Annotated in this window: 16 protein-coding genes and 1 tRNA gene; 8 read left to right on the forward strand and 9 right to left on the reverse strand. The window is 64.2% G+C overall.

Translation table 11 applies throughout. The features are described from left to right. Positions 1–64: 64 nt before the first annotated feature. Positions 65–850 carry a DUF1134 domain-containing protein gene (locus tag K3163_RS11375; protein ID WP_221554284.1) on the reverse strand — a complete coding sequence of 262 codons (786 nt, stop codon included), beginning with the start codon at positions 848–850 and terminating at the stop codon, positions 65–67. 231 nt (positions 851–1,081) lie between these two features. On the opposite strand from K3163_RS11375, the gene K3163_RS11380 reads away from it, so the two are divergent. After that, positions 1,082–1,173: transfer RNA gene (locus tag K3163_RS11380), tRNA-Ser, on the forward strand. Between the two features lie 24 nt (positions 1,174–1,197). On the opposite strand, the gene K3163_RS11385 is transcribed toward K3163_RS11380, so the two are convergent. The 5 genes from K3163_RS11385 to K3163_RS11405 form a co-directional block, all read right to left on the reverse strand. Then, complete coding sequence (locus K3163_RS11385; RefSeq protein ID WP_221554285.1) at positions 1,198–3,201, reverse strand: TonB-dependent receptor plug domain-containing protein; 2,004 nt, start codon at positions 3,199–3,201, stop codon at positions 1,198–1,200. A gap of 62 nt (positions 3,202–3,263) precedes the next feature. After that, positions 3,264–3,641 carry a hypothetical protein gene (locus K3163_RS11390; protein ID WP_221554286.1) on the reverse strand — a complete coding sequence of 126 codons (378 nt, stop codon included), beginning with the start codon at positions 3,639–3,641 and terminating at the stop codon, positions 3,264–3,266. 126 nt (positions 3,642–3,767) lie between these two features. Next, on the reverse strand, positions 3,768–5,117 hold the full coding sequence (locus K3163_RS11395) for an HlyD family type I secretion periplasmic adaptor subunit (RefSeq protein WP_221554587.1): 1,350 nt from the start codon (positions 5,115–5,117) through the stop codon (positions 3,768–3,770). A 2-nt stretch (positions 5,118–5,119) separates the two neighbouring features. After that, complete coding sequence (locus tag K3163_RS11400) at positions 5,120–6,841, reverse strand: type I secretion system permease/ATPase (RefSeq protein ID WP_221554588.1); 1,722 nt, start codon at positions 6,839–6,841, stop codon at positions 5,120–5,122. Positions 6,842–6,846: 5 nt separating this feature from the next. Further along, a complete protein-coding gene (locus tag K3163_RS11405) occupies positions 6,847–8,283 on the reverse strand; it encodes a TolC family protein (RefSeq protein ID WP_221554287.1) in 1,437 nt (478 codons plus the stop codon). A gap of 165 nt (positions 8,284–8,448) precedes the next feature. Between K3163_RS11405 and acs the strand changes: the two genes are divergently transcribed. Next, a complete protein-coding gene (gene acs, locus K3163_RS11410; RefSeq protein WP_221554288.1) occupies positions 8,449–10,392 on the forward strand; it encodes an acetate--CoA ligase in 1,944 nt (647 codons plus the stop codon). Between the two features lie 63 nt (positions 10,393–10,455). On the opposite strand, the gene K3163_RS11415 is transcribed toward acs, so the two are convergent. After that, positions 10,456–10,716 carry a hypothetical protein gene (locus K3163_RS11415; RefSeq protein ID WP_221554289.1) on the reverse strand — a complete coding sequence of 87 codons (261 nt, stop codon included), beginning with the start codon at positions 10,714–10,716 and terminating at the stop codon, positions 10,456–10,458. Between the two features lie 55 nt (positions 10,717–10,771). Next, the gene (locus K3163_RS11420; RefSeq protein ID WP_221554290.1) at positions 10,772–11,383 is read right to left on the reverse strand and encodes a TetR/AcrR family transcriptional regulator; all 612 of its coding nucleotides are present in this window, start codon (positions 11,381–11,383) and stop codon (positions 10,772–10,774) included. Positions 11,384–11,508: 125 nt separating this feature from the next. On the opposite strand from K3163_RS11420, the gene K3163_RS11425 reads away from it, so the two are divergent. From K3163_RS11425 to K3163_RS11440, 4 genes are all read left to right on the forward strand, one after another. Next, positions 11,509–13,845, forward strand: a complete 2,337-nt coding sequence (locus tag K3163_RS11425; protein WP_221554291.1) for a TonB-dependent receptor — start codon at positions 11,509–11,511, stop codon at positions 13,843–13,845. A 95-nt stretch (positions 13,846–13,940) separates the two neighbouring features. Then, complete coding sequence (serS, locus tag K3163_RS11430) at positions 13,941–15,221, forward strand: serine--tRNA ligase (protein ID WP_221554292.1); 1,281 nt, start codon at positions 13,941–13,943, stop codon at positions 15,219–15,221. Beyond that, entirely contained in the window at positions 15,218–15,982 is a 765-nt protein-coding gene (surE, locus tag K3163_RS11435) for a 5'/3'-nucleotidase SurE (protein WP_221427785.1), read from the forward strand. The genes serS and surE overlap by 4 nt, the downstream gene beginning before the upstream one ends. Positions 15,983–16,025: 43 nt before the next feature. Then, positions 16,026–17,126: a potassium channel family protein gene (locus K3163_RS11440; protein WP_221554293.1), complete on the forward strand. Its 1,101-nt coding sequence runs from the start codon at positions 16,026–16,028 to the stop codon at positions 17,124–17,126. 25 nt (positions 17,127–17,151) lie between these two features. Here the strand turns inward: K3163_RS11440 and K3163_RS11445 are convergent, their stop codons facing one another. Beyond that, positions 17,152–17,562 carry a DUF1761 domain-containing protein gene (locus K3163_RS11445; RefSeq protein ID WP_221554294.1) on the reverse strand — a complete coding sequence of 137 codons (411 nt, stop codon included), beginning with the start codon at positions 17,560–17,562 and terminating at the stop codon, positions 17,152–17,154. A 93-nt stretch (positions 17,563–17,655) separates the two neighbouring features. Between K3163_RS11445 and rimO the strand changes: the two genes are divergently transcribed. Both rimO and K3163_RS11455 read left to right on the forward strand, forming a co-directional pair. Then, on the forward strand, positions 17,656–19,029 hold the full coding sequence (gene rimO / locus K3163_RS11450) for a 30S ribosomal protein S12 methylthiotransferase RimO (RefSeq protein ID WP_221554295.1): 1,374 nt from the start codon (positions 17,656–17,658) through the stop codon (positions 19,027–19,029). A gap of 244 nt (positions 19,030–19,273) precedes the next feature. Next, entirely contained in the window at positions 19,274–21,616 is a 2,343-nt protein-coding gene (locus K3163_RS11455; protein ID WP_221554296.1) for an EAL domain-containing protein, read from the forward strand. The last annotated feature ends 223 nt before the right edge of the window (positions 21,617–21,839 follow it).

Consider the following 21,839-nt stretch of genomic DNA (forward strand, 5'->3'; position numbering starts at 1 on the left):
GAAGGGCCGCAACCTCAATCGCGGTTGCGGCCCCTCAAATCCGGCTTGTTTTCGTATGCCGGGCTTAGAACGGCAGCCACTTCTGCTTCTTCGAGAACTTGAGGTAGCCGGCATTCACGCCCAGTCGGAGGCCTGCGCCGACGCGGATCGGGATCAGCACGATGTCACCCTTGCGCACGTAGCTGGCGTTGAGACCGCCCACGGCATAGGCCTGGCCTTCGGCTGCAGGGAAGCGCGAGTAGATTTCCTCGGTATCGTAGAGGTTGTAGACCAGCACGAAGGTGCTCCCGGCATTCGCGCCGGCATCGATGCCTACCGAGGGGCCGGTCCAGTATACCGGCTTCTCGCCCTCGATCTTGTGGTAGAGCGTGCCCGATCCGTAGCGTGCGCCGATCACGAAGGCACCGCCCGCCTCGCGCCCGACAATGTAGCCATTGGGTTCGCCCTGGTCGGCAAGGAGCTTGCGGATCATCTTGGCCACGCCCTCGGCGCCCTTGCCGAATACTCCCTCCGCGGCGCCGATAAGGTCGTCCTCGCGGTAGGTGGTGGCAGCGTTCTCGGCCTGCGGCCCGGCAGCAGCTTCGGATGCGGCCGCTTCGGCGGATTGCTCGCTCCACTGCGGTTGTCCGATGTCTTCGGCAGGCGCTTCGTAGGTGGTTTCGGCTTCGGAAGGAGGCGGCGCCGTATCGGTCACGGCCGGAAGTTCGCCGGCCGGCGCTTCGAGATCGCCGTCGATCGGCGCGTCGTATGCGGCATCCGGATCGACACTCTCGACCTGTGCGGCAAGCGGTGTTGCGGCGAGCGAGAAAGCGGCCAGTATGGCGGCGGCGAATGTTCTGGCGGTCTTCATATCGATCCCTTTGTCGAGCCTGGTGCGCGAAGAGCACAAACTGCTGCGCGCTTGAGCAGAATCGCATTCCACCAGTCCCGCAATGAAACGGCGATGAACCGAATCGAAAATGCGCCGAAGCGAGTCGTAAGGGCGCTCGGCGGAGCTATTCGGGATTGCGCGGATTCTTCGCTTGAAGGGTACGGGAGTGCTGGCTATAGCGCGCCCCTCGCAGCCGATAGGCATGCACGCGGAGACGTGGGTGAGTGGCTGAAACCAGCTCCCTGCTAAGGAGCCATACCTGGTAACGGGTATCGAGGGTTCGAATCCCTCCGTCTCCGCCATTTCCTTTCCATCGCTGTCCGGGCCTAGAGCCCGATACGCAGGCCCGCCCAGAAGGTGCGCGGCGTGCCGAGATCGATCGATCCACGCTGGTTGCGAGTGAAGATTTCCTCGTCGGTCAGGTTCTCGCCGCGCAGGACAAGCGCGATATCGGAGGTCAGCGGCAGTTGCGCATAGGCGCCGATCGTCGTGGCAGCAGGTAGGACGTCGGTCTCGAGGTCGTCCTCGAACTGCGCACCGACATGACGCAACGTGGCAGCGAGCAGCCAGTTCTCGCGCGGTGACCAGCTCGCCGTCGCAGCACCCACCCAACGGGGGGTCTGCGCCGGGCGGTTTCCGTCGAATGCGGCGCCCTCTTCGCGTGCTTCGGCATCGGTATAGGCAAGCGAGCCATCGAATCGCACCTGTCCCAGCTCGAGACCGGCGCTCGCCTCGATCCCGCGCGAGCGCACCTTGTCGATGTTGCGGCGCTGGCGGGTGACCGGATCGAGCGTGACATTGGCGACCGCGCCGATCACGCGGTTGTCGAAGGCCGTCAGCGACAGCTCTACTTCCTCGCCGCTCGTGAAATCGATGCCGGCCTCGAAGCCTTCGAGGCGCTCGTTCTCGAGCGCGGCGTTGGCGTTGGTTGTCACCGGGAACACCACGAATGGGCGGTAGAGTTCGTTCAGCGTCGGGAGGCGCAGGCCGGTGTAGGCTGCCGCGCGCAGGCGCAGGCCGCCGCCCAGATCGTAAAGCGCACCGCCGCGGAACGATTCCTCCCATCCCGACCGGTCGGCGAAACGATCCTCGACAAGGATGGCGCCCGATGCATCGCGGGCGGTGTAGAAACCGTCACGAATCGTGAAGCGGTCGAGGCGCGCACCGGCAGTAAGCACCAGCGCTCCAAGTTCGAAATCATCTTCGATAAAGAGGCCGAGATCGGTGTTGGTCCCACCCGCATTGCGGCGCTCGCGGACATTGCCGGTGAATGCGCTGATCGCGGTCTCGAACAACTCGCCTTCAGAACGGCGGTAGTCGGAACCAATGCGCAGCGTGTGGCGCGAGCCGACCGGAGGGCGCAATTCGAACTTGCCGCCCAGCCCCGTCGAAGGGGTGTTTCGCTGGTCGAGAACCGGCACGAAGCGCGTCGAGCTGATGACGATATTGGTGAAGTTGCGGGCCTGGACATAGCCGAGAACGTCGAATTCCCACTCGCCCCGCCCGACGAGGCGCAGACTGGCGTCCTGACCGGTGCTCGAACTGTCCGCACCGTCGAATCGCAGCGTCCGGCGATCGTCATAGACAAGGCCGCGGGCCTGTAGCTCGACCGTGTCCGTCAGAGGGGCGACGCCGCGCGCCTGCACCGACCAGCTGTCGTATTCCGCCTTGGCCGAGGCTGGAACGCGGTCTGCCTCGGGTGTGGTGAAGAAACCGGGACCGCGGTCCCAGCGTCCCGAAATCACTCCGAAGCCGCCGCCCAGTTCTCCGGCGAAATGGCCCGAAGCCTCTGTCCCGCCGCGGTCATTGGCGAGAAGTTGCGCGCCGTAGGTCCCGAGCTGTTCGAGACCGGCACTTTCGAGCTCGATCGTCCCTGCAAGCGCGCCCGCTCCGAACGGACCCGAACCGCCGCCGCGAGTCACGCGGACCTGCCCGAGGCGCTCGGGGGCGATCGCGGTGAAGGGAATGAAGCCGAAGAACGGGTCGGCCATAGGGATGCCATCGAGCAGGACCAGCGCCCGGCTCGTGGCGTTGCCACCGAGCGCTCGCAGGGTCGCGCCCTGCGCACTGGGATTGGACGACCGGCTGTCCGAGCGCCTGAATTGCTGGAAGCCCGCTACCGCCCCGAGCACATCTTCAATCCGGCCCGAGGGGACCGAGACGAGCTGCTCGCGGTCAATCACCTGCGTGTCGTAGGCAGGCGAAGCGGGCGTCCGGGCGAGCCCTTCGCCCAGCACGACAATTACCTTGTCGTCCTGCTCTTCGACCGGTTCCTGCGCGAGGAGAGGCGATGATGCGAGGGCGAGAACTGCTGTCAGAGGGTAACGCATCGGGCGGCGATAGCAGCCGATTGCAGGCAATGCGACAGGGTGTTTCTAAGGCGCTATTGGCGCTATTTCTCGAGCTGACGGACGAGCGATCCGGCGAGATCCTTCCAGCTGTCCAGCGCCAGGTCGCGGTCCATGATCGAGTAGCCCATCTCGGCAAGGGTCTCGCCGGAATGGGAGATGGCGACCGCTTCCGCCTCGGTCGTCCTTGGCGCTGAAAGTACAACGCGCGCTACATCGTCGCGGCCCGCCTCGCGAAGCACGCCAACGAAGGCTTCACAGATTTCCGCGCTGCTCGCACCGGCATTGCTGTCGTCCTCGAGGACGCAGCTGATCTCGCCATCCATCGGGTAGCTCTCCTGATTTGCACTGGCCGTGCATGCCGAAAGTGCGAGGCCCGCGGCAATTGCCATGCGGATCGTCGATTTGCTTGTCACGGCCATATTTCAGTCCTGCCTGATGCTTTCCCGGGCGACAAGACCGGGCTGTCCGGTATCGCCTCGTGCTACTGCTCTTTGGCAGGAGCGGGATTGCCTCATGCTGAACTGCCGGGCATCCGGCAGGCGGCGTTATTCGCGAAAAGCGGTTTCCGACAGGCGCGTGATGGGTGTGAGGATGTATTGCAGGACGGTGCGCTTGTCCCCGAGCAGGCTGACATCGGCGATCATGCCGGGGCCGATCGCAAGCTCCTGCCCGCCCGGACCTTCAAGCGCGTTCCGGTCTGTCGTGACACGCACAAGGTAGTAGATTTCACCCGAATTGGGGTCCTGTATCGAGTCCGCGGAGATCGTGGTCACCGTGCCGTCAAGCGCCCCGTAGACCACCTGGTCGTAAGCGGTGATGCCGATCTTGGCTTCCTGCCCGATGCGCACATTGCCGATGTCCTGCGGCGAGATACGTGCCTCGACGAGAAGGCTGTCTTCGGCTGCCACCAGTTCCACCAAGGGATCGCCTGCCCTTACCGCGCTGCCGCGGGTCGTCACGAGCACGCGGCTGACCTTGCCGTCGATCGGCGCGCGAAGCGTGGTGCGCTCAAGCCGCTCCTCCAGGGCGGGCAAGGTACTTGCCCGCGCCTCGAACTCCGCCTGCGCAACGGCAAGCTGGCTGGCCGCTTCCTCGCGCCAGTCCTGCCGGATGCTGGCTAGGTTGGCCTGCGCCTCCGCCACTTGCGCCTGCGACCTGCCCAGCAGGGCACGGGCTCCGGCGAGGTCGCTGCGCGCGCTGGCGGCATCGGCCTCTGCACGGGTGAGCGAGAGGCGCGGTTCGATACCGTTTTCGACCAGCGGGCGAATTGCAGCGAGTTCGCTTTCGGCGCGGCTCAACGCACTCTGGCGCGAAGCGAGGGCGGCTTCCGCTTCACCCACGCTCTGGCGGGCGCGCTGCAGCTGTGCCGCGCCGGCGGAAAGCGCGCTCCGAAGGCTCGCCTGCCGCGAGGCATAGAGCGATCTCTCGATTTCCAGCTGCCGCGCCGCTTCCGCATTGGCGGGCTCGGGATAGCGGGGTGCACGGCCGGTGACTTCCGCAGACAGCCGCGCGACCTTCATGTCGAGCGCCTGCGCGGTGGCGGCAGTGCTGCCGAAATCCGCGCCGGTCGCGGTGGGATCGAGCCGCAACAGCGGCTGGCCCGAGGCTACTTCGTCACCAGGCTTCACGAGGATGTCCTCGAGGATTCCGCCTTCGAGGCTCGAGACCACCTGCAATTCGCTGCTCGAGATCACGCGACCCATGCCGCGCACGGTCCTGTCGATCTCGGCGAAGGCAGCCCAGATCAGGAAAACGAGGAAGAAGATCGTGATGCCCCAGAACAGCACTTTCGATGCAGTGCCGGGTTCTATGCCCGCAACGATGTCCTCGATGTGGCGCTCTTCGTCCTGCGTTTCGAGGAATTCGGTCTCGTGCTGGGGTTGGCCGGGGACCATGTTCACGGCTGCTTGCCCCCCTGACCGAGCTTCTCGAGCACCTTGTCGCGCGGCCCGTCGGCCACGAGCTTGCCGCGGTCCAGGATCACGATCCGATCGACCAGCTTGAGAAGCGGCTGGCGATGGGTGACGATCACCAGCGTGCGGCCTTTCAGCTCGTCTTCGAGCCGCGCGATGAGATCGGTCTCAGTCTGCGCATCCATCGCGCTGGAAGGCTCGTCCATCACCACGATCGGCGGCTTGCCGGCCAGCGCACGGGCAATGGCAATCGACTGGCGCTGCCCGCCCGAAAGCCCCTCGCCGCGGTCGACGAGCTTCAGGTCGTAGCCGTTGGAAATGCGCGACACGAATGTATCGGTGCCCGATAAGCGCGCCGCGCGCAGCATTTCCTCGTCATCGATGAAGGGGCGTTCGAGCACGATATTCTCGCGGATCGAACCCGAGAAGAGAGCGGGCTCCTGCAGGACCGAGCCGACCTGCGAGCGTAATGAATAGGGATCGAACTGCGCGATATCGACGCCGTCGACCAGCACCATGCCTTCCTGCGGCGGGTAGAGGCCGAGCATCATGCGCGCGAGCGTCGACTTGCCCGAGCCCACGCGGCCGAGCAGCGCGACGCGCTCGCCCGGCTCGATCTTGAGATTGACCTTCTCCAGCGCCGGTTCGCTGCCGCCGGGGTAGGTGAAGGTAACGTCGCGCAGCTCGATCGCGCCCGAGGTCGATGCCATCTGGAGCGGTTCACCCGCCGGGCCTTCGACCGGCTGGTCCATCAGCTCGCGCACCTGGCGATAGGCGGTCCGGGTTGCGGTGATCCGGCCAAGAAGCTGGGAAATCTGAGTAAGCGGTGCGATCGCGCGTCCGGCGAGGATCGAACAGGCAATCAGCCCGCCCAGAGTCAGCTGGTTGTTGGCCACCGCGAATACGCCGACGATCACCACCCCGGCATAGCTGAGCATGCCCGCGGTCGTGGCAAAGGTGGTGCCGATGGAGGAAATGAGGCGCTGACGCAGGCTCGTCTGCGAATGCTCGCGCACGGCCTCATTCCAGCGGCGGCGAAGCATCTTGTTCGCGCCCGAGACCTTCACATGCTCGATGCTGCCGAGCGTTTCCACCAGCACCGATTGCTTGAGCAATCCTTGCCCGAGGTTCTTGGCCGCCGTGCGCTGAAGCGCGGGCTGGGCTGCGAGACCAACGAGGATAACAAGCGGTACCATGATGGCTGGCACGGCGACCACCCAGCCACCGATTATCGCAACCACCACGAGAGTTATGAGGATGAAGGGCAGATCGACCACCGCAACGAGCGTTGCCGAAGCGAAGAAATCGCGGATCGCCTCGAGCTCGCGCATCATGCCGGTGAGCTGGCCGGTCGATCCCTTGCGCAGCTCGAGCCGCATGGCGAGCAGGCGCTGGAACACGTCCTCGCCCACTTCCTCGTCGATGCGGGCACCGGCGAAGTCCACGAAATAGGCGCGCAGCAGCTTCAGGACGAAGTCGAACAGGATGATGATGCCGAGCCCGATCGAGAGGGCCAGCAGCGATCCGTAGGCCGCATTGGGCACGACGCGATCGTAGACGGTCATGGTGAAGAGCGCGGTCGCAAGTCCGAAGATGTTGATCAGCGCAGCAGCGATCGCGACCTTGGAATAGGTGCGCCAGTTGCGCCTGATCGGCTCGGCCAGCCAGTCGGCCAGCCGCTTCTTCGGGATCTCGATGAGCGACATATCGCTCACAGCGGCACCTCTTCTTCCTCGATCTTCAGCACGTCGAGCAGGCGCCCGGTGCGCAGCAGGAGGATATAGCGCGCCTGGTCCAGCTCGGTCAGGGCGCGGATATAGGCTGTTGCGGCGTTAAGATAGACGTTCTGCGCATCGGCGACGTCAAACACGGTTCCGCGTAATGCCCCGAAGCGCGCCACGACGATATCGCGCGACTGGCGGGCAGCCTTGTAAGCCTCTTCCAGTGCGGCGACCTGCGCCTCGATAGCCTGCACGTCTGACCATGCAATATTGGCATCGCGGACCGCTTCCTGCCGGATCCGGTCGGCGACGGCATCGGCGGCCTCGGCTTCGGCATCTGCAGCACGGGCGCGCGCCCAGACACCGCCATCGAAGATCCGCCAGTTGAGATTGAGGGTGCCGCGCACGTCATAGTCGTTGCGGTCCTCCTCGAAGAGCCCGTAGCGGCCCGCATCGATGCGACCGGTGAGGTTGGGAAGCTTCTGCCTGTCTGCAAGGCTCGCTTCCTGATCGCGCGCCTCGGCAAGCGCCTGCGCGCTGCGGACTTCCGCGGAATTCTCTGCCGCGAGCACGGCATAGTCGCGGCTGATGCGGGTGGGATCGAGCAAGGGCGGGCGCAGCAGCCGGTCGGGCGCTGCGAAACCGCTCAATTGCTCGAAACGCGCCTCCGCACTTGCCAGCTGGCGCCGCGCTGCCGCCAGCTCGACTTCGCCCGAAGCCTTCAGCGAGGCGACGCGCGCCCGGTCGCCTTCTGCAGAGACACCGCGCTCGATGCGTGTCTCGACGGCCTTCCCGAGCCCTTCCTGCGCTGCGACGAAGCCCTCGGTCAGCGCGACGAGCGCCTGGAACCCGAAGACGCGCGTCCACGTGATGACCATGTCGCCCGCGACTTCGCCTGCCCTCGCTTCGCGATCGAAACCTGCCGCACGCAGGCGCGCATTGGCGGCCCGCGCATTGGCATTGAGCGCGCCGAAATCGAACAGGGGCTGCGAATAGCCGAGAGTGAAGTCGACACGCTTGGTGGGCCGCGAGCGCTCGATCAGGTTGCCCGGATCATTGCCGAAATTGCGGTCCAGCGTCCGGAAGCCGGACAGGCCGACATCGACAGTGGGCAGATAGCCGCTGCGTGCTTCCAAGACGCCTGCCCGCGCCACGTCCTCGCGGGCGCGCAGTTCGCGGTCGACCGGGCTCTGCTCGAGCGCGGCGACCACGATGGTACGGAATGTCTCCGGTTCGGCGGTGGCATCGGCAAGCGCGAGCACCGGATCGCCGGAAAAGTCGATCGCCAGCGGCTTTGTCTCGGGCTCCGGCAGGACTGCGTCCTCGCCCGCCTGGATCGCCGCGTCCTGAGCGGCCAGCGGCAATGGTCCGGCAAACGCCAGCAACCCTGCGAGCGCCGACGCGCCGTTCCTCAAGACTAAAGCCATGGTTTTCATGATCCCGTCCGGTCGCCCGGCCCTAGCAGGCTATGGAGATTATGGCATTAATATATCTTGAGCGGGCAGAGGGGGTTTGCCCTCGACCTCCTCACATCTTCACTTGCCCAGCGGGGCCTCTCTCGGCACGGTGGAGACAAGAGAGGAGACCACCAGATGAGCGATGCTACCAGCGAATGGGTTCGCAAACCTTCGGCGGCCGGTGAAGGAACCGCCTGCACGCTGGAAGAATACGAGGCGATGTATGCGCGCAGCCTCGATGACAGCGATGGCTTCTGGGCCGAACAGGCCGAGCGGATCGACTGGATCGAGAAGCCGAGCAACATCGCCGACTGGAGCTATGACCCGGTCGACATCAAGTGGTTTGCCGACGGCAAGCTCAACATCTGCCACAACGCTGTCGACCGCCATGTCGAGGCAGGGCACGGCAACCGCACTGCACTGATCTTCGAACCCGACGATCCCGATGGAGCGACACGCCACATCACCTATGCCGAATTGCAGCGCGAAGTTTCACGCATGGCGAACACGCTCCTCAAGATGGGTGTCGCCAAGGGAGACCGCGTCACGATCTACATGCCGATGGTGCCCGAAGGCGCCTACGCCATGCTCGCCTGCGCGCGGATCGGGGCGATCCACTCGGTGATCTTCGGCGGTTTCTCACCCGATGCGATCGCGGGCCGCGTGGAAGACTGCAAGAGTGACTGGATCGTCACTGCCGACGAGGGCCTGCGCGGTTCGAAGACGATCCCGCTCAAGGCCAATGTCGACGCCGCGCTGGAGAAGGTGCCGGCCAAGGCCGTACTCGTGCTGCGCCACACCGGCGGCAACGTCGCTATGAAAGACGGCCGCGACCACTGGTATCACGAGCTGAGCGCCGATGTTCCGGATGAATGCCCCTGCGAGCCGATGGGCGCGGAGGACCCGCTTTTCATCCTCTACACCTCGGGTTCGACGGGCAAGCCCAAGGGCGTGCTGCACACCACTGGCGGCTATGCGGTGTGGACCGAGACGACCTTCCGCTACGTCTTCGATTACCGCGAGGGCGAGATCTACTGGTGCACTGCGGACATCGGCTGGGTCACCGGTCACAGCTACATCGTCTACGGCCCGCTCCTGAACGGGGCGACCGCGCTGATGTTCGAAGGCGTGCCGAATTATCCCGACCACGACCGCTTCTGGGCAGTGTGTGACAAGCACAAGGTCAACATCTTCTACACCGCGCCCACCGCCATCCGCGCGCTGATGCGCGAGGGCGACGCCCATGTGACCAAGCACGATCTCTCGTCGATCCGCCTCCTCGGCTCGGTGGGCGAGCCGATCAACCCGGAGGCCTGGCGCTGGTATCACGATACGGTCGGCAAGGGCTCGGTCCCGATCATCGACACATGGTGGCAGACCGAAACCGGCGGAACGATGATCACCACCCTGCCCGGTGCCCACGACATGAAGCCGGGCAGCGCGGGCAAGCCCTTCTTCGGTATCTGCCCGCAGCTGGTCGACAACGATGGCGGAGTGCTAGAGGGCGCGGCCTCGGGAAACCTCTGCATCACGCGCAGCTGGCCCGGACAGGCGCGCACGGTCTATGGCGATCACGAGCGCTTCGTGCAGACCTACTTCAGCACCTACAAGGGCAAGTATTTCACCGGAGACGGCTGCCGCCGCGACGCGGACGGCTATTACTGGATCACCGGCCGCGTCGATGACGTGATCAATGTCTCGGGCCACCGGATGGGCACGGCCGAGGTCGAAAGCGCGCTGGTGCTGCACGAAAAGGTCTCCGAGGCCGCGGTCGTCGGCTACCCGCACGACATCAAGGGCCAGGGCATCTATTGCTACGTTACCCTCAAGGTGGGCGAGGAGCCCTCGGATGATCTTGCCGCTGAATTGCGGGCCTGGGTGCGCAAGGAGATCGGTCCGATTGCCACGCCCGATCATCTCCACTTCACCCCGGCGCTGCCCAAGACCCGCAGCGGCAAGATCATGCGCCGCATCCTGCGCAAGATCGCGGAGAACGACTACGGCGCGCTCGGTGACACCTCGACCTTGGCCGACCCGAGCGTGGTCGATGCGCTAATCGAGGGCCGGCAGAACCGTTGAGTATTGCTCAAACGAAAAGGGCCGCCCCGAAGGACGGCCCTTTCATTTGCTTTCAAACCGCAATCAGGCGGCTTCGCGTTTCGTCGTGCTTGTCGTGGTCGACGTGGTCTCGCTGGCTGGCGCATCCTTGGAGGCGCTGCGCTTCTCCATCACCTTCTTCGCGACATAGCCGCCTGCACCCAGTGCGAGCATTGCAGGAAGGCTCATGCGGCGGAGGACAGATGCTGCGATCACGCCCAGTGCCGCGCCGCCGGCGCCGCCGAGGCCGCTGGTCTGCTTGGCGAGCTTGTCGCCCACGAATGCTCCGATAACCTTACCGATCATGTGTAAATCTCCTTTGCCCTTACAACGGCTTGGGAGGCTGCGTGTTCCGGTGGGGTCAGCTCGCGACGCCGCGCGCCAGCAACGCATTGGCGCTTGCCGCGACTTCTGCGCTGCGCGGGTCACCTTCCCTCCGCCAGATCGCGTAGCGCAGGCCGAGGAAGACGTTCATACCCATCAGCGCCCAGGCCTCCACTTCGCCGATATCCTCGCGGAAATCGCCCTGCTCCGCCCCCGACCGCAAACGGTCGCGGATACGTTCGGCGATCGTTTCATAGTGATCGCGGTAGCTGCGCGGATCGACGAATTCCGCCTCGTCGATGATCCGGTAGATTTCCTTGTGCTCGGCAGCAAACTCGAGAAATCCCGCAAGCGCTGCGCGCTCCAGTTCAAGCGGGCGCATGTCCGGCTCGATCGCATCACGGGCCGCGACCTTCACCGCCTCGCTCATGTCCTGAACCAACGCGCGGAAGATCGCGTCCTTGCTGTCGAAATAGGTGTAGAAGCTGCCCAGCGCGACGCCTGCACGGCGCGTGATTGAGCTGATCGAAGCTTCATGAAAGCCGTGTTCGCCGAACTCGGTCGCCGCCGCATCGAGAAGTTTGCGCAAGGTCTTGCGACCGCGTTCGGTACGCGGAACTTTCTGAGATTCCTGCTGTCCAGCCGACATCGCCACTCCCCTCCGAACCCATGGCTAGGCCAAATCGACAGGCTTATGCAAGATCAAACTTGAAAGGTGGTTCAGTTTTCAATATCAGACTCCGTGAGAGAGTTTTTGGGAGGGAGAAAACCAACATGCGTTTCAATCGTAGCCACCTGTCTGCCGCACTTCTTGCCGGCACGGCGTCGCTGGCACTTGCCACCCCTGCACAGGCACAGTCCGAACAGGACACCGTCAGCGATACCGAGGTCGCCGAAGAAGATGACAGCGATGTCATCATCGTGACCGCACGCCGCCGCGAGGAACGCCTGATCGACGTTCCTGTCGCCGTGACCGCGATCAGCGGCCAGGAACTCGCCGAGCGCGGCGCGCTTGACATCACCGATGTCGCGCAAAGCGTTCCCAATGTGACGCTCGAAGCCAGCCGTGCGACCAACTCGACGCTGTCGGCCTTCATCCGCGGCATCGGCCAGCAGGATCCGGTCTCGGGCTTCGAACAGGGCGTCGGCATCTATCTCGATGACGTCTACCTCAACCGCCCGCAGGCGGCGGTCCTCGACATTTATGATGTCGAGCGGATCGAAGTCCTGCGCGGACCGCAGGGCACGCTCTATGGCCGCAACACCATCGGCGGTGCGGTCAAATACGTGACGAAGCGCCTGCCGCTCGAAACATCGATCCGTGCGCGTGCGACCTACGGCACCTACGACCAGGCCGAAGGCGTCATCACGGCCTCGACGCCGCTGGGCGACATGGCCCGCATCGGCGGTTCGATCGCGCGCCTGTCGCGCGGGGGCTTCGGGGAAAACCTCACCACCGGCCTCGAGAACTACAACAAGGACATCTGGGCCGGCCGCCTGAGCCTTGAAGTGGGCGGCTACGACGAGCCCGGCTTCATCCGCATCCAGGGCGACTACACCCGCGACAAGAGCAACCCGCGCGGCGGCCATCGCCTGATCCCGGGCCTGTCCTCGGGCGCTCCGGTGCTCGACAACGTCTACGATACGCGCGGCGCGCTGAACGATCCGGAACAGGACGTGGAAAGCTACGGCGTCTCGATGCATGCCGAAATCGAGCTGAGCGATGCAATGACGCTGCGTTCGATCTCTGCATGGCGCACGGACGACAGCTTCACGCCGATCGATTTCGACGCGCTTCCGGCCGTCGACCTCGACGTGCCCGGTGCCTATTTCAATGAACAGATCAGCCAGGAATTCCAGCTGCTCTGGGATGATGGCGGAGCGCTCAGCGGCCTCCTCGGCTTCTATTATCTCGATGCCAAGGCCGACACTCTGTTCGACGTGCGCATCTTCACCACCTTCCCGGGCCTGACCGCGTTCACCCGTGCAGACGTGGACACCGAGACCTATGCGGTCTTCGGTGACTTCACCTTCGACCTGACCGAGCAGTTCAGCCTCTCGGTCGGCGGTCGCTACACCTGGGACGAGCGCAGCGCGGACATCCTGCGCCAGAACTACCTCGGTGGCGGTTCGCCGATCTTCGGCGGCGCGGGCGTGCCCTTCGGCGGTCCCAGCACCGACTTCAACGGCAGCCGCGAGTTCAAGAAGTTCACTCCGCGAGCTTCGGTGAGCTTCATGCCGACGCCGGACCACAACATCTACGCAAGCTATTCGAAGGGCTTCAAGGGCGGCGGTTTCGACCCGCGCGGCGTCGGTGCCAATGCTCCCTCGGCCGTTCCGGGCATGCCGACCGACGCCGAAGTCGCATCCTTCCTGAGCTTCGCTCCCGAAGAGGTCGACAGCTACGAAGTCGGCTACAAGGGAAGCCTCGGCATCCTCAACATAGCTGCTGCGGCCTTCTATGCCGACTACACCGACGTACAGATCCCCGGCTCGGTGGCCTGTACGGTAGGCGGCCTGCCGACCTTCTGCGGCGTCGTGTCGAACGCAGGCAAGGCGACCTTCAAGGGTCTCGAGCTCGAAGCCAATGCGCGCTTCGACGGCGGCTTCGGCCTGTCCGGCTCGCTCGGCTACATCGACGCGGAGTACGACGAGTACATCACCAACATCGGCAGCACGCCGACCGATGTCGCCGACTTCCGCGTGGTCCAGAACACGCCCGAATTCACCGGCAGCATAACCGCCAGCTACGATGCGCAGCTGGGAGATGGCGATCTCCACCTCGGCACCACTTTCTCCTACCGGAGCAAGACGAGCCAGTTCGAGATCCCCAATCCCTATCTCGACCAGAAGGGTTACGGCCTGCTCGATGCGAGCGCTGTCTACACGGCGCCTTCGGGCAACTGGAGCCTCGGCATCTACGGCAAGAACCTGCTCGACAAGGAATACAAGACGAGCGGCTACACCTTTGTCGCCACCGATCCGGTGACCGGCGAGATCGTGAACGGGGCCAACGGCTTCCCGATCCCGACGCTTGGCCCGGAAGGCACGCTGACTGCCTTCTACGGCAATCCGCGCCAGGTCTTCGCGACGCTGACCTTCAACTACTAAGGGGGTCCTATCCCAGGACGGGCGGCGGCCGGGAAACCGGTTCGCCGCCTTTTCTGTACTGGAAAAGCATCCGCACAATCGGCATAGCGCCGCCCATGCACGATATCGCTTTCATCCGAGCCAATCCCGAAGCCTTCGATGCCGCCATGAAGCGGCGCGGCGGCGAGCCCGTTGCCGACCAGATCGTCGCGCTCGACGCCAAGAAGCGCGAGGCGCAGACCCGCGTCCAGGAAGCGCAGAGCCGCCGCAACGAGGCCTCCAAGGCGATCGGCCAGGCCATGGGCCAGGGCGACAAGGAGAAGGCCGAAGCGCTCAAGGCCGAGGTTGCCGAAATCAAGGCCAGCATGCCCGAATGGGAAGAGGCCGAGACCGCTGCCGGCGCCGCACTCACCGACCTGCTCGCCCGCCTGCCGAACATCCCCGCGGACGACGTGCCCGAAGGCGAAGACGAGAACGACAATGTCGAGATCTCGAGCTGGGGCAAAAAGCGCGACTTCGGTTTCGAGCCGAAGGAACACGCCGATATCGGCCCCGCGCTCGGCATGGATTTCGAGACCGGCGCAGCGCTTTCGGGCGCGCGCTTCACCTTCCTGCGCGGCGACATGGCGCGCCTTCACCGCGCGCTCGCCCAGTTCATGCTCGACAGGCAGACACGCGAGAACGGCTACACCGAGTGCAATCCGCCGGTGCTGGTGAACGATGATGCCATGTACGGCACCGACAAGCTGCCCAAGTTCGCCGAAGACAGCTTCCAGACAACCGATGGGCGCTGGCTGGTCCCGACCTCGGAAGTCCCGCTGACCGCCTCGGTCGCAGGCAAGATCATCGACGAACCCGTCGAACCAATCCGCATGACCGCGCACACGCTCTGCTTCCGCAGCGAGGCCGGTTCGGCGGGCCGCGACACGCGCGGATTCATCCGCCAGCACCAGTTCGAGAAGGTCGAACTCGTCAGCATCTGCCGCCCCGAAGACAGCGAGGCCGAGCACGAGCGCATGACGAAATGCGCCGAAGGCATCCTCGAAGCGCTCGAGCTGCCCTACCGCCGCATGCTCCTGTGCGTGGGCGACATGGGCTTCGGCGCGCGCAAGACCTACGATCTCGAGGTCTGGCTGCCCGGGCAGGGCGCCTATCGCGAGATTTCGTCCTGCTCGAACACGGGCGAATTCCAGGCCCGCCGCATGAATGCGCGCTACAAGCCCGAAGGCGAGAAGAAGACGCGCTTCGTCCACACGCTCAATGGCTCGGGCCTCGCCGTGGGCCGCACGCTGGTCGCGGTGATGGAGAACTATCAGAACGAGGACGGCAGCGTCACGGTCCCGCAATGCCTCGCCCCCTATATGGGCGGCGTGACCAAGCTGGAGCCGCAGACATGAAGATCCTCCTGACCAATGACGACGGCATCCTCGCCCCCGGCCTCGAAGTGCTGGAGGCGATCGCGCGGCAGTTCTCGGACGACATTTGGATCTGCGCGCCCGACGAGGAACAGTCGGGCATGGGTCACGCGCTCACGCTCACCAAGCCGGTCCGCCTCAGGAAGCATGGCGAACGCCGCTTCTCGGTCACAGGCACGCCGACGGATTCGGTGACGATGGGTCTCAGGCAGGTGATGGACGGCGCGCCCGACGTCATCCTGTCCGGCGTCAACCGCGGCGCGAACCTCGGCGACGACATCACATATTCGGGCACCGTCTCCGCCGCGATCGAAGGCGCGCTTGCGGGCATTCCCTCGATTGCCATGAGCCAGGTCATCGGCCGCGACGATGCGGGCAACAACATGTCCTTCTCTGCCGCCGAGGAATGGGGCGCGAAGGTTCTTGGCCCTCTGCTCGAAACGCCGCTGCCCGAACGCACGCTCGTCAACGTGAACTTCCCTCCGCGCGCACCTTCGGATGTCAAAGGCATCCGTGCCGTGGCCCAAGGATTTCACGACTACTCGCGCGGCACGGTGGTCGAGGGCCGCGATCCGCGCGGTTTCAAGTACTACTGGTTCGGCCTGCAGGCGATCGAGCACACGCCCGACCACGGCACCGATCTGGAAGCGATTGCAGACGGTTACGTTTCGGTCACTCCGCTCCAGCTCGACCTCACCCACCACGCCTCGATGCAGGCGCTGGGTGAACGTTTTAAGAGCTGAGTGCTATTGACCACACCCCTGCACAGGGCCACCTAGGCACCGGATGACAGAGCCGAAACAGATCGACCGCGTTGCGCCCAAGAAGGGAGAGCCACACTATCGTGGTCCGCGCTTCAAGCCGCTGCGCCGGGCTGTGAAACTGCCGGTCTGGGGCGATCTGGGCATCAGGCTCGGTGCAGCGCTTTTCCTGATTTCGGTCGTCGTGATGGTCCATTGGTGGGACCGCGAGGGACTGGTCGACAATCTGGACGGGGAAGTCAGCTTCCTCGACGTGATCTACTTCACCATGATCTCGATCACCACGACCGGCTTCGGCGACATCGCGCCGATTTCGGATCGCGCACGACTGGTCGAGGCCGTGATCGTGACGCCGATCCGGTTCGCCGTCTTCTTCATTTTCGTGGGCACCGCCTACAACTTCATTATCAAGCGTAGCTGGGAGAAATTCCGCATGGCCCGTATCCAGGAAAAACTCTCGGACCATATCGTGGTGCTGGGCTTCGGCGTGTCGGGCTCGGAAGCGGTCGACGAATTGGTCGAACGCGGCACCGATCCCTCCTGCATCGTGGTCATCGACCCGAGCGAGGAACGGCTGGCCGAAGCAGAAGCGCTGGGCTGCAACGTGATGGCTGCCGACGCGACCCGCGACGAAACGCTGAAGGCCGTGCGGATCAGCGAGGCGCAGAATGTCCTCATTTCAGCTGGGCGCGACGATACGACCATCCTGATCACGCTTACCGTGCGCGCGCTCGCGCCGAATGTCCCGATCAGCGTCGTGGTACGCGCGGACGACAACGAATCCCTCGCCCGGCAGGCAGGCGCGAACAACGTCATCAACCCGGTGCGATTCACCGGCCTGCTGCTGGCCGGCAGCGCCAAGGGCGAGCATATCGCCGACTACCTCGCCGATCTCGCCAGCGTCTCGGGCCGTGTCCAGCTGGTCGAGCGTGAGATCACCGAAGACGAATGCGGCTGCGCAATCAGCGACCTGCACTCGGGTGGCCGCGGGCTGCGCGTCTATCGTGACGGCCGCGCGATCGGATTCTGGGAAGAAGAGTGCCAGAACCTGCAGCCCGGCGATATCGTGGTTGAAATCGTCGCCACGCCCAATGGGCAGAGCTTGGGCGATGACATGGGCAGGTAGCTCATCGCCCGAAGCTCACAGCTGCTCAGCTCATGAAGGCGTGCACCAGCCCCATCGCGATATAGAACAGCAGCCAATAGGCGCCGTCGATCCAGTACAGTGGCTTCTTGGCGTCCTGGAACAGGTAGTTCGTCCAGAGCGCGGGCAGGATAAAGCCCAGTGCCACGCCGAAGGCAGTCAGCACCTTTACAGTGGTCGAGAGCTCCGCGGCATAGCTCGCGAAGGTGTGCGCCAGCGTCCAGCTTGCCAGCAGGGCGAGCAGGAAGGTGAGGCCATAGGTCTTCGCGGGGTTGATGTTTTTCAGGTCTTCCTCGGTCTTGCCGACCGCAACCATCCAGCTCTTGCCCATCAAGGGGCCGTACCAGATGCCCCCGACGACGAAGCCTGCCAGCGCCGCCAGCACCACGGCCAGCCAGTTCACATCCAACAAGTCCATGATTTATCTCCCTCTCCCGAATGCGGCCCATGCAGGTGCTAGCGTAAACCGGCGAAGGGGTGTAGGGGCGCGCCCGAATTCACGGACATTGGCATGAACACCACCACCTCCTCGATCCCCGACCAGAAGAAGGTCGGCATGGTTTCCCTCGGCTGCCCCAAGGCGCTGGTCGACAGCGAACGCATCCTCACGCGCCTGCGCGCCGATGGTTACGCGATGAGCCCCGACTATGCCGGCGCCGATGTGGTGCTGGTGAACACCTGCGGCTTCCTCGACAGCGCGAAGGAAGAAAGCCTGCAGGCGATCGGAGAGGCGATTGCCGAGAATGGCCGCGTGATCGTGACCGGCTGCATGGGCGAGGAGGCCGACGCTATCCGAGCCGCCCACCCGCAGGTCCTCGCCGTCACGGGCGCACACCAGTACGAGCAGGTTGTCGAGGCGGTGCACGAGCATGCCCCGCCAAGCCAGGGCCCCTTCGTCGACCTGATCCCGCAACCGGACGTCAAGCTGACCCCGCGCCACTACAGCTATCTGAAGATTTCCGAGGGTTGCAATCACTCCTGCGCCTTCTGCATCATCCCCGACCTGCGCGGCAAGCTCGCCAGCCGCCGCATCGATGCCGTGCTGCGCGAAGCGGAAAAGCTGGTCGCCGCGGGCACCAAGGAACTGCTGGTCATAAGCCAGGATACGAGCGCCTATGGTGTCGACACGCGCCACGAGAGCCGGACATGGAAGGGCCGCGAGGTCCGCGCCCACATGACCGACCTCGCCCGCGAACTGGGCCAGCTCGACATCGGTGGCGGCACCCCGCCCTGGGTGCGGCTGCACTACGTCTATCCCTATCCGCATGTCGACGCGGTCATCCCGCTGATGGCCGAGGGGCTGCTGACGCCCTATCTCGACATCCCCTTCCAGCACGCCAGCCCCAAGGTGCTCCGCTCAATGAAGCGTCCCGCGAACGAGGCGAAGGTCCTCGAACGGCTCAAGGGCTGGCGCGAAATCTGCCCCGAGATCGCCGTGCGTTCGAGCTTCGTCGTCGGCTTCCCCGGGGAGACCGAGGACGACTTCAAGTACCTGCTCGACTGGCTCGAAGAGGCCCAGCTCGACCGCGTCGGCGCCTTCCGCTTCGAACCGGTCGAGGGTGCGCAGGCGAATGCCCTGCCCGATCCGGTCCCCGAAGAGGTCAAGGAAGAACGTTACGCGCGGATCATGGAAGTGACCGAGCGCATCAGCGCGGCCAAGCTCGCGGCCAAGGTCGGCAAGACGATCCCCGTAATCATCGACGAAGTGGGCGAGCCGGACGAGGACGGCGACATCGGCGCGACCGGTCGCAGCCAGGCCGACGCTCCCGAAATCGACGGCGCGGTCTACCTGCGAAATGTCGATGCGAACCTCGCCGCGGGCGATATCGTCGATGTGCAGGTCGAAGAAGCCGACGCTCACGATCTTTTCGGGGTGCCCGCCTGACCGGCAGAACCGCGAAAAACGCGTTAACTGTCACATGATGAAGCCCCCAAGCGCCGCAGACCGTTGAAAAACGGGGCGGCACGCGGGTTTCCGGGTCTCCTTGCGCCGGGACCACTGGGCCTGGCTCGAGCAATTTCCTACCGCGCGCTTAACCATTGAGGCGCCCGCGTTCAGGCGGCTCAGCGGAAAAAAGCACCCCCGCGTCAAAACATTCTTAAGTTTAATGCGCGAATAAGCGTTTCGAATGAGCGACGGAAACGCCTTTGCGGAAGGCCCCAGCTCTCTCGAAATGACCCGTGGCGGTGTTTCGAAGGGGCTCCTGGGACGCCTGCGACACCTGCTTTACGCGGGCGCTGTCGCATTGGCCATGCTCGCCGCATTTTTCCTCCAGCCTCTCGACCAGTTCTCCTGGGTGTTCCAGTCTCGCCTGGCAAACCACGCGCCCTCCGGCGAGATGGTTTTCGTCGGCGTCCCTCGCGACACCGTCGACCCGGCTCTCGACCATCGCCGCGAAGCGCTGGCCGAGACGCTGCGCGAACTGGATCGCCAAGGTGCGGGCAAGATCTATATCGACGTCGTCTTCGACGAGGCGTCTACGCCCGAAGCCGACAAGGCGCTTTCCGACGCGATTGCCGCGCTCGGGCCGCGTGTCGCGCTGGTCGATCATATCGAACGCTCGGCAACCTCGGGCGATCGCATCGAGCGTACGATGGACGCCATTGGCGGACAGGCTGAGCGCGTAGCATCGCGCCGGACCGCAAACTGGCTCGGCTTCGTCTGGACCAAGCAGTACGGATACACGATCGACGGGAAGCGCCAGGCTTCGCTTGCCGCTGCGCTCGCCGGTATCGACGACGCGAGGCCCGGCGAATTCCAGATCGACTACACGATCCCTGCCGGGGATTTCACGTCTATCGAAGTCGGTTCGATCGAGAACGGCGAGGAAATTCCCAATGTGGCCGGTCGCACGGTCGTCATAGGTCAGGAAGAAAGCGTCTCGGACGCGCAAGTGAAGGTGCCCGGCAATTACGGCGTTCCGCCCAGCTACGTCGCCATCTATGCCGCTGAATCGCTGCGTTCGGGCCGTACCGGCTTCCTCGACGGTCTGCGCGCGCTGACGATCTACACTTTCCTCTTCGCAGCGCTGATCATCGCCGTGCGCACGCGCAAGCGTCGCCAGATCGGCTATTTCGCGATCGTCGCGAGCATTCCGGCGCTGCTTTACGTCGGCAGCTACATCGGCGTGCGCATGGAGCTGTCCTACTGCATCGCACTCCTGGTGGTCTACGGACTGTTCCGCTCGCGCGCGCAGCTCAAGGACCGCGTGGCCATGGTCGATACGGAGACCGGCCTGCCGCGCCTGCGCGCTCTCGAGGTCAGCGCGCTCAAGAACAACCTCACCCACGGTCACATCGTGGTCGCCCGCATCCACGGTTACGAGCACGTCCTGCGCACGCTCGCTCGCGACCACCGCTCGCAATATATCCTCAAACTGGTCGACCGCCTGCGCGCTTCCGATAGCGATCTCGCGATCTTCTACGAGGGGCACCACCTCGCCTGGCACTCGAAAGAGGACGACACCCAGGTGCTTTCCGAGCACCTCGAGGGCCTGCGCGCGATCTTCGCTGCGCCGGTGAATGTTGCCGGCTCCTCGGTCGATGTCGGCATCAGCTTCGGCGTCGCCCGGCTGGACGGTGATCCTGCCACTCGCCTCGCAGCTGCAGTTGCAGCTGCAGAGGAAAGCTCCGAAGCGCTCCAGCCGATCAAGGTTGCCGAGACGGGCTCGCGTTTCGACCAGCTGTGGGACATCTCGCTGCGCGCACGCATCGACGAAGCGATGGAGGCGGGCGAGATCTACTGCGTCTACCAGCCCAAGGTCGACACCGCGCGCGGCGCGATGGTCGGCGTAGAGGCGCTGGTGCGCTGGCACGATCCGGCACGCGGTTTCATCCCGCCGATGCACTTCATCGCCCAGTGCGAGAAAGCCGGTCGCATGGAACACCTCACCCGTTACGTGCTGCAAAGCGCCTGCAGCGCTGGCCGCCTGATGCACTTCCGCGGGCGCAATGTGACCATGTCGGTCAACATGTCCGCTACGCTGCTGGGCGACCTGCGCATCGTCGGCATCGTACGCAACGCGCTCCAGGCTTCGGGTTTCGATCCGCGCTTCCTCATTCTCGAGGTTACCGAGACCTCGCGCATCGGCGACCTCGCAACCGCCGCGACGATCCTTGAAGAACTAAAAAGCCTTGGCGTGCGTATTTCGATCGACGATTTCGGCTGCGGCGCCGCGAATTTCGAAACGTTCTTCGAATTGCCCTTCGACGAGCTTAAAATCGACCGGCTATTCGTATCGAACCTGACAACTAACGCCAAGGCCAAGGCAATTGCTTCAAGTATTGTCTCGATGGGCAAGGAAGCGCGAATCATGGTTACCGCAGAGGGCGCCGAAGACGAGGAAACCCTCAGAATCCTTAACGAAATCGGCTGCAACTACGTTCAGGGCTACGTATTGTCCCGGCCGATCTCTTTGACTAACCTATTGAAATTTCAGGTTTCGGACGGAGATTCAGCGCTGGAAGCATAGTTAACGCTTTACAAACATTCTTGGTTAATGAAATAAGCATCCTGTTAACCAACAGGAGGCTTCTATGTGGAATTTCTGGGAATGGCTGATGGGCAAGTAAGCCCGCACACAAAGAGTTAGTCAAAGGGCCCCTTAACCGGGGCCCTTTTTCGTTGGGTGTTTCGAATGCCGTTTCAGCGTCCGATTGGCCGCCGAAACATTCCTAGAACTGCTGCGTTTGGCC

This window comes from Qipengyuania xiapuensis (assembly GCF_019711395.1).
Taxonomy (GTDB): Bacteria; Pseudomonadota; Alphaproteobacteria; order Sphingomonadales; family Sphingomonadaceae; genus Qipengyuania; species Qipengyuania xiapuensis.

What these genes read in the sequence shown, in the direction of transcription:
- K3163_RS11375 (WP_221554284.1), bottom strand. Translation starts at nt 850, where the DNA reads ATGAAGACCGCCAGAACATTCGCCGCCGCCATACTGGCCGCTTTCTCG.
- K3163_RS11385 (WP_221554285.1), bottom strand. Translation starts at nt 3,201, where the DNA reads ATGCGTTACCCTCTGACAGCAGTTCTCGCCCTCGCATCATCGCCTCTC.
- K3163_RS11390 (WP_221554286.1), bottom strand. Translation starts at nt 3,641, where the DNA reads ATGGCCGTGACAAGCAAATCGACGATCCGCATGGCAATTGCCGCGGGC.
- K3163_RS11395 (WP_221554587.1), bottom strand. Translation starts at nt 5,117, where the DNA reads ATGGTCCCCGGCCAACCCCAGCACGAGACCGAATTCCTCGAAACGCAG.
- K3163_RS11400 (WP_221554588.1), bottom strand. Translation starts at nt 6,841, where the DNA reads ATGTCGCTCATCGAGATCCCGAAGAAGCGGCTGGCCGACTGGCTGGCC.
- K3163_RS11405 (WP_221554287.1), bottom strand. Translation starts at nt 8,283, where the DNA reads ATGGCTTTAGTCTTGAGGAACGGCGCGTCGGCGCTCGCAGGGTTGCTG.
- acs (WP_221554288.1), top strand. Translation starts at nt 8,449, where the DNA reads ATGAGCGATGCTACCAGCGAATGGGTTCGCAAACCTTCGGCGGCCGGT.
- K3163_RS11415 (WP_221554289.1), bottom strand. Translation starts at nt 10,716, where the DNA reads ATGATCGGTAAGGTTATCGGAGCATTCGTGGGCGACAAGCTCGCCAAG.
- K3163_RS11420 (WP_221554290.1), bottom strand. Translation starts at nt 11,383, where the DNA reads ATGTCGGCTGGACAGCAGGAATCTCAGAAAGTTCCGCGTACCGAACGC.
- K3163_RS11425 (WP_221554291.1), top strand. Translation starts at nt 11,509, where the DNA reads ATGCGTTTCAATCGTAGCCACCTGTCTGCCGCACTTCTTGCCGGCACG.
- serS (WP_221554292.1), top strand. Translation starts at nt 13,941, where the DNA reads ATGCACGATATCGCTTTCATCCGAGCCAATCCCGAAGCCTTCGATGCC.
- surE (WP_221427785.1), top strand. Translation starts at nt 15,218, where the DNA reads ATGAAGATCCTCCTGACCAATGACGACGGCATCCTCGCCCCCGGCCTC.
- K3163_RS11440 (WP_221554293.1), top strand. Translation starts at nt 16,026, where the DNA reads ATGACAGAGCCGAAACAGATCGACCGCGTTGCGCCCAAGAAGGGAGAG.
- K3163_RS11445 (WP_221554294.1), bottom strand. Translation starts at nt 17,562, where the DNA reads ATGGACTTGTTGGATGTGAACTGGCTGGCCGTGGTGCTGGCGGCGCTG.
- rimO (WP_221554295.1), top strand. Translation starts at nt 17,656, where the DNA reads ATGAACACCACCACCTCCTCGATCCCCGACCAGAAGAAGGTCGGCATG.
- K3163_RS11455 (WP_221554296.1), top strand. Translation starts at nt 19,274, where the DNA reads ATGAGCGACGGAAACGCCTTTGCGGAAGGCCCCAGCTCTCTCGAAATG.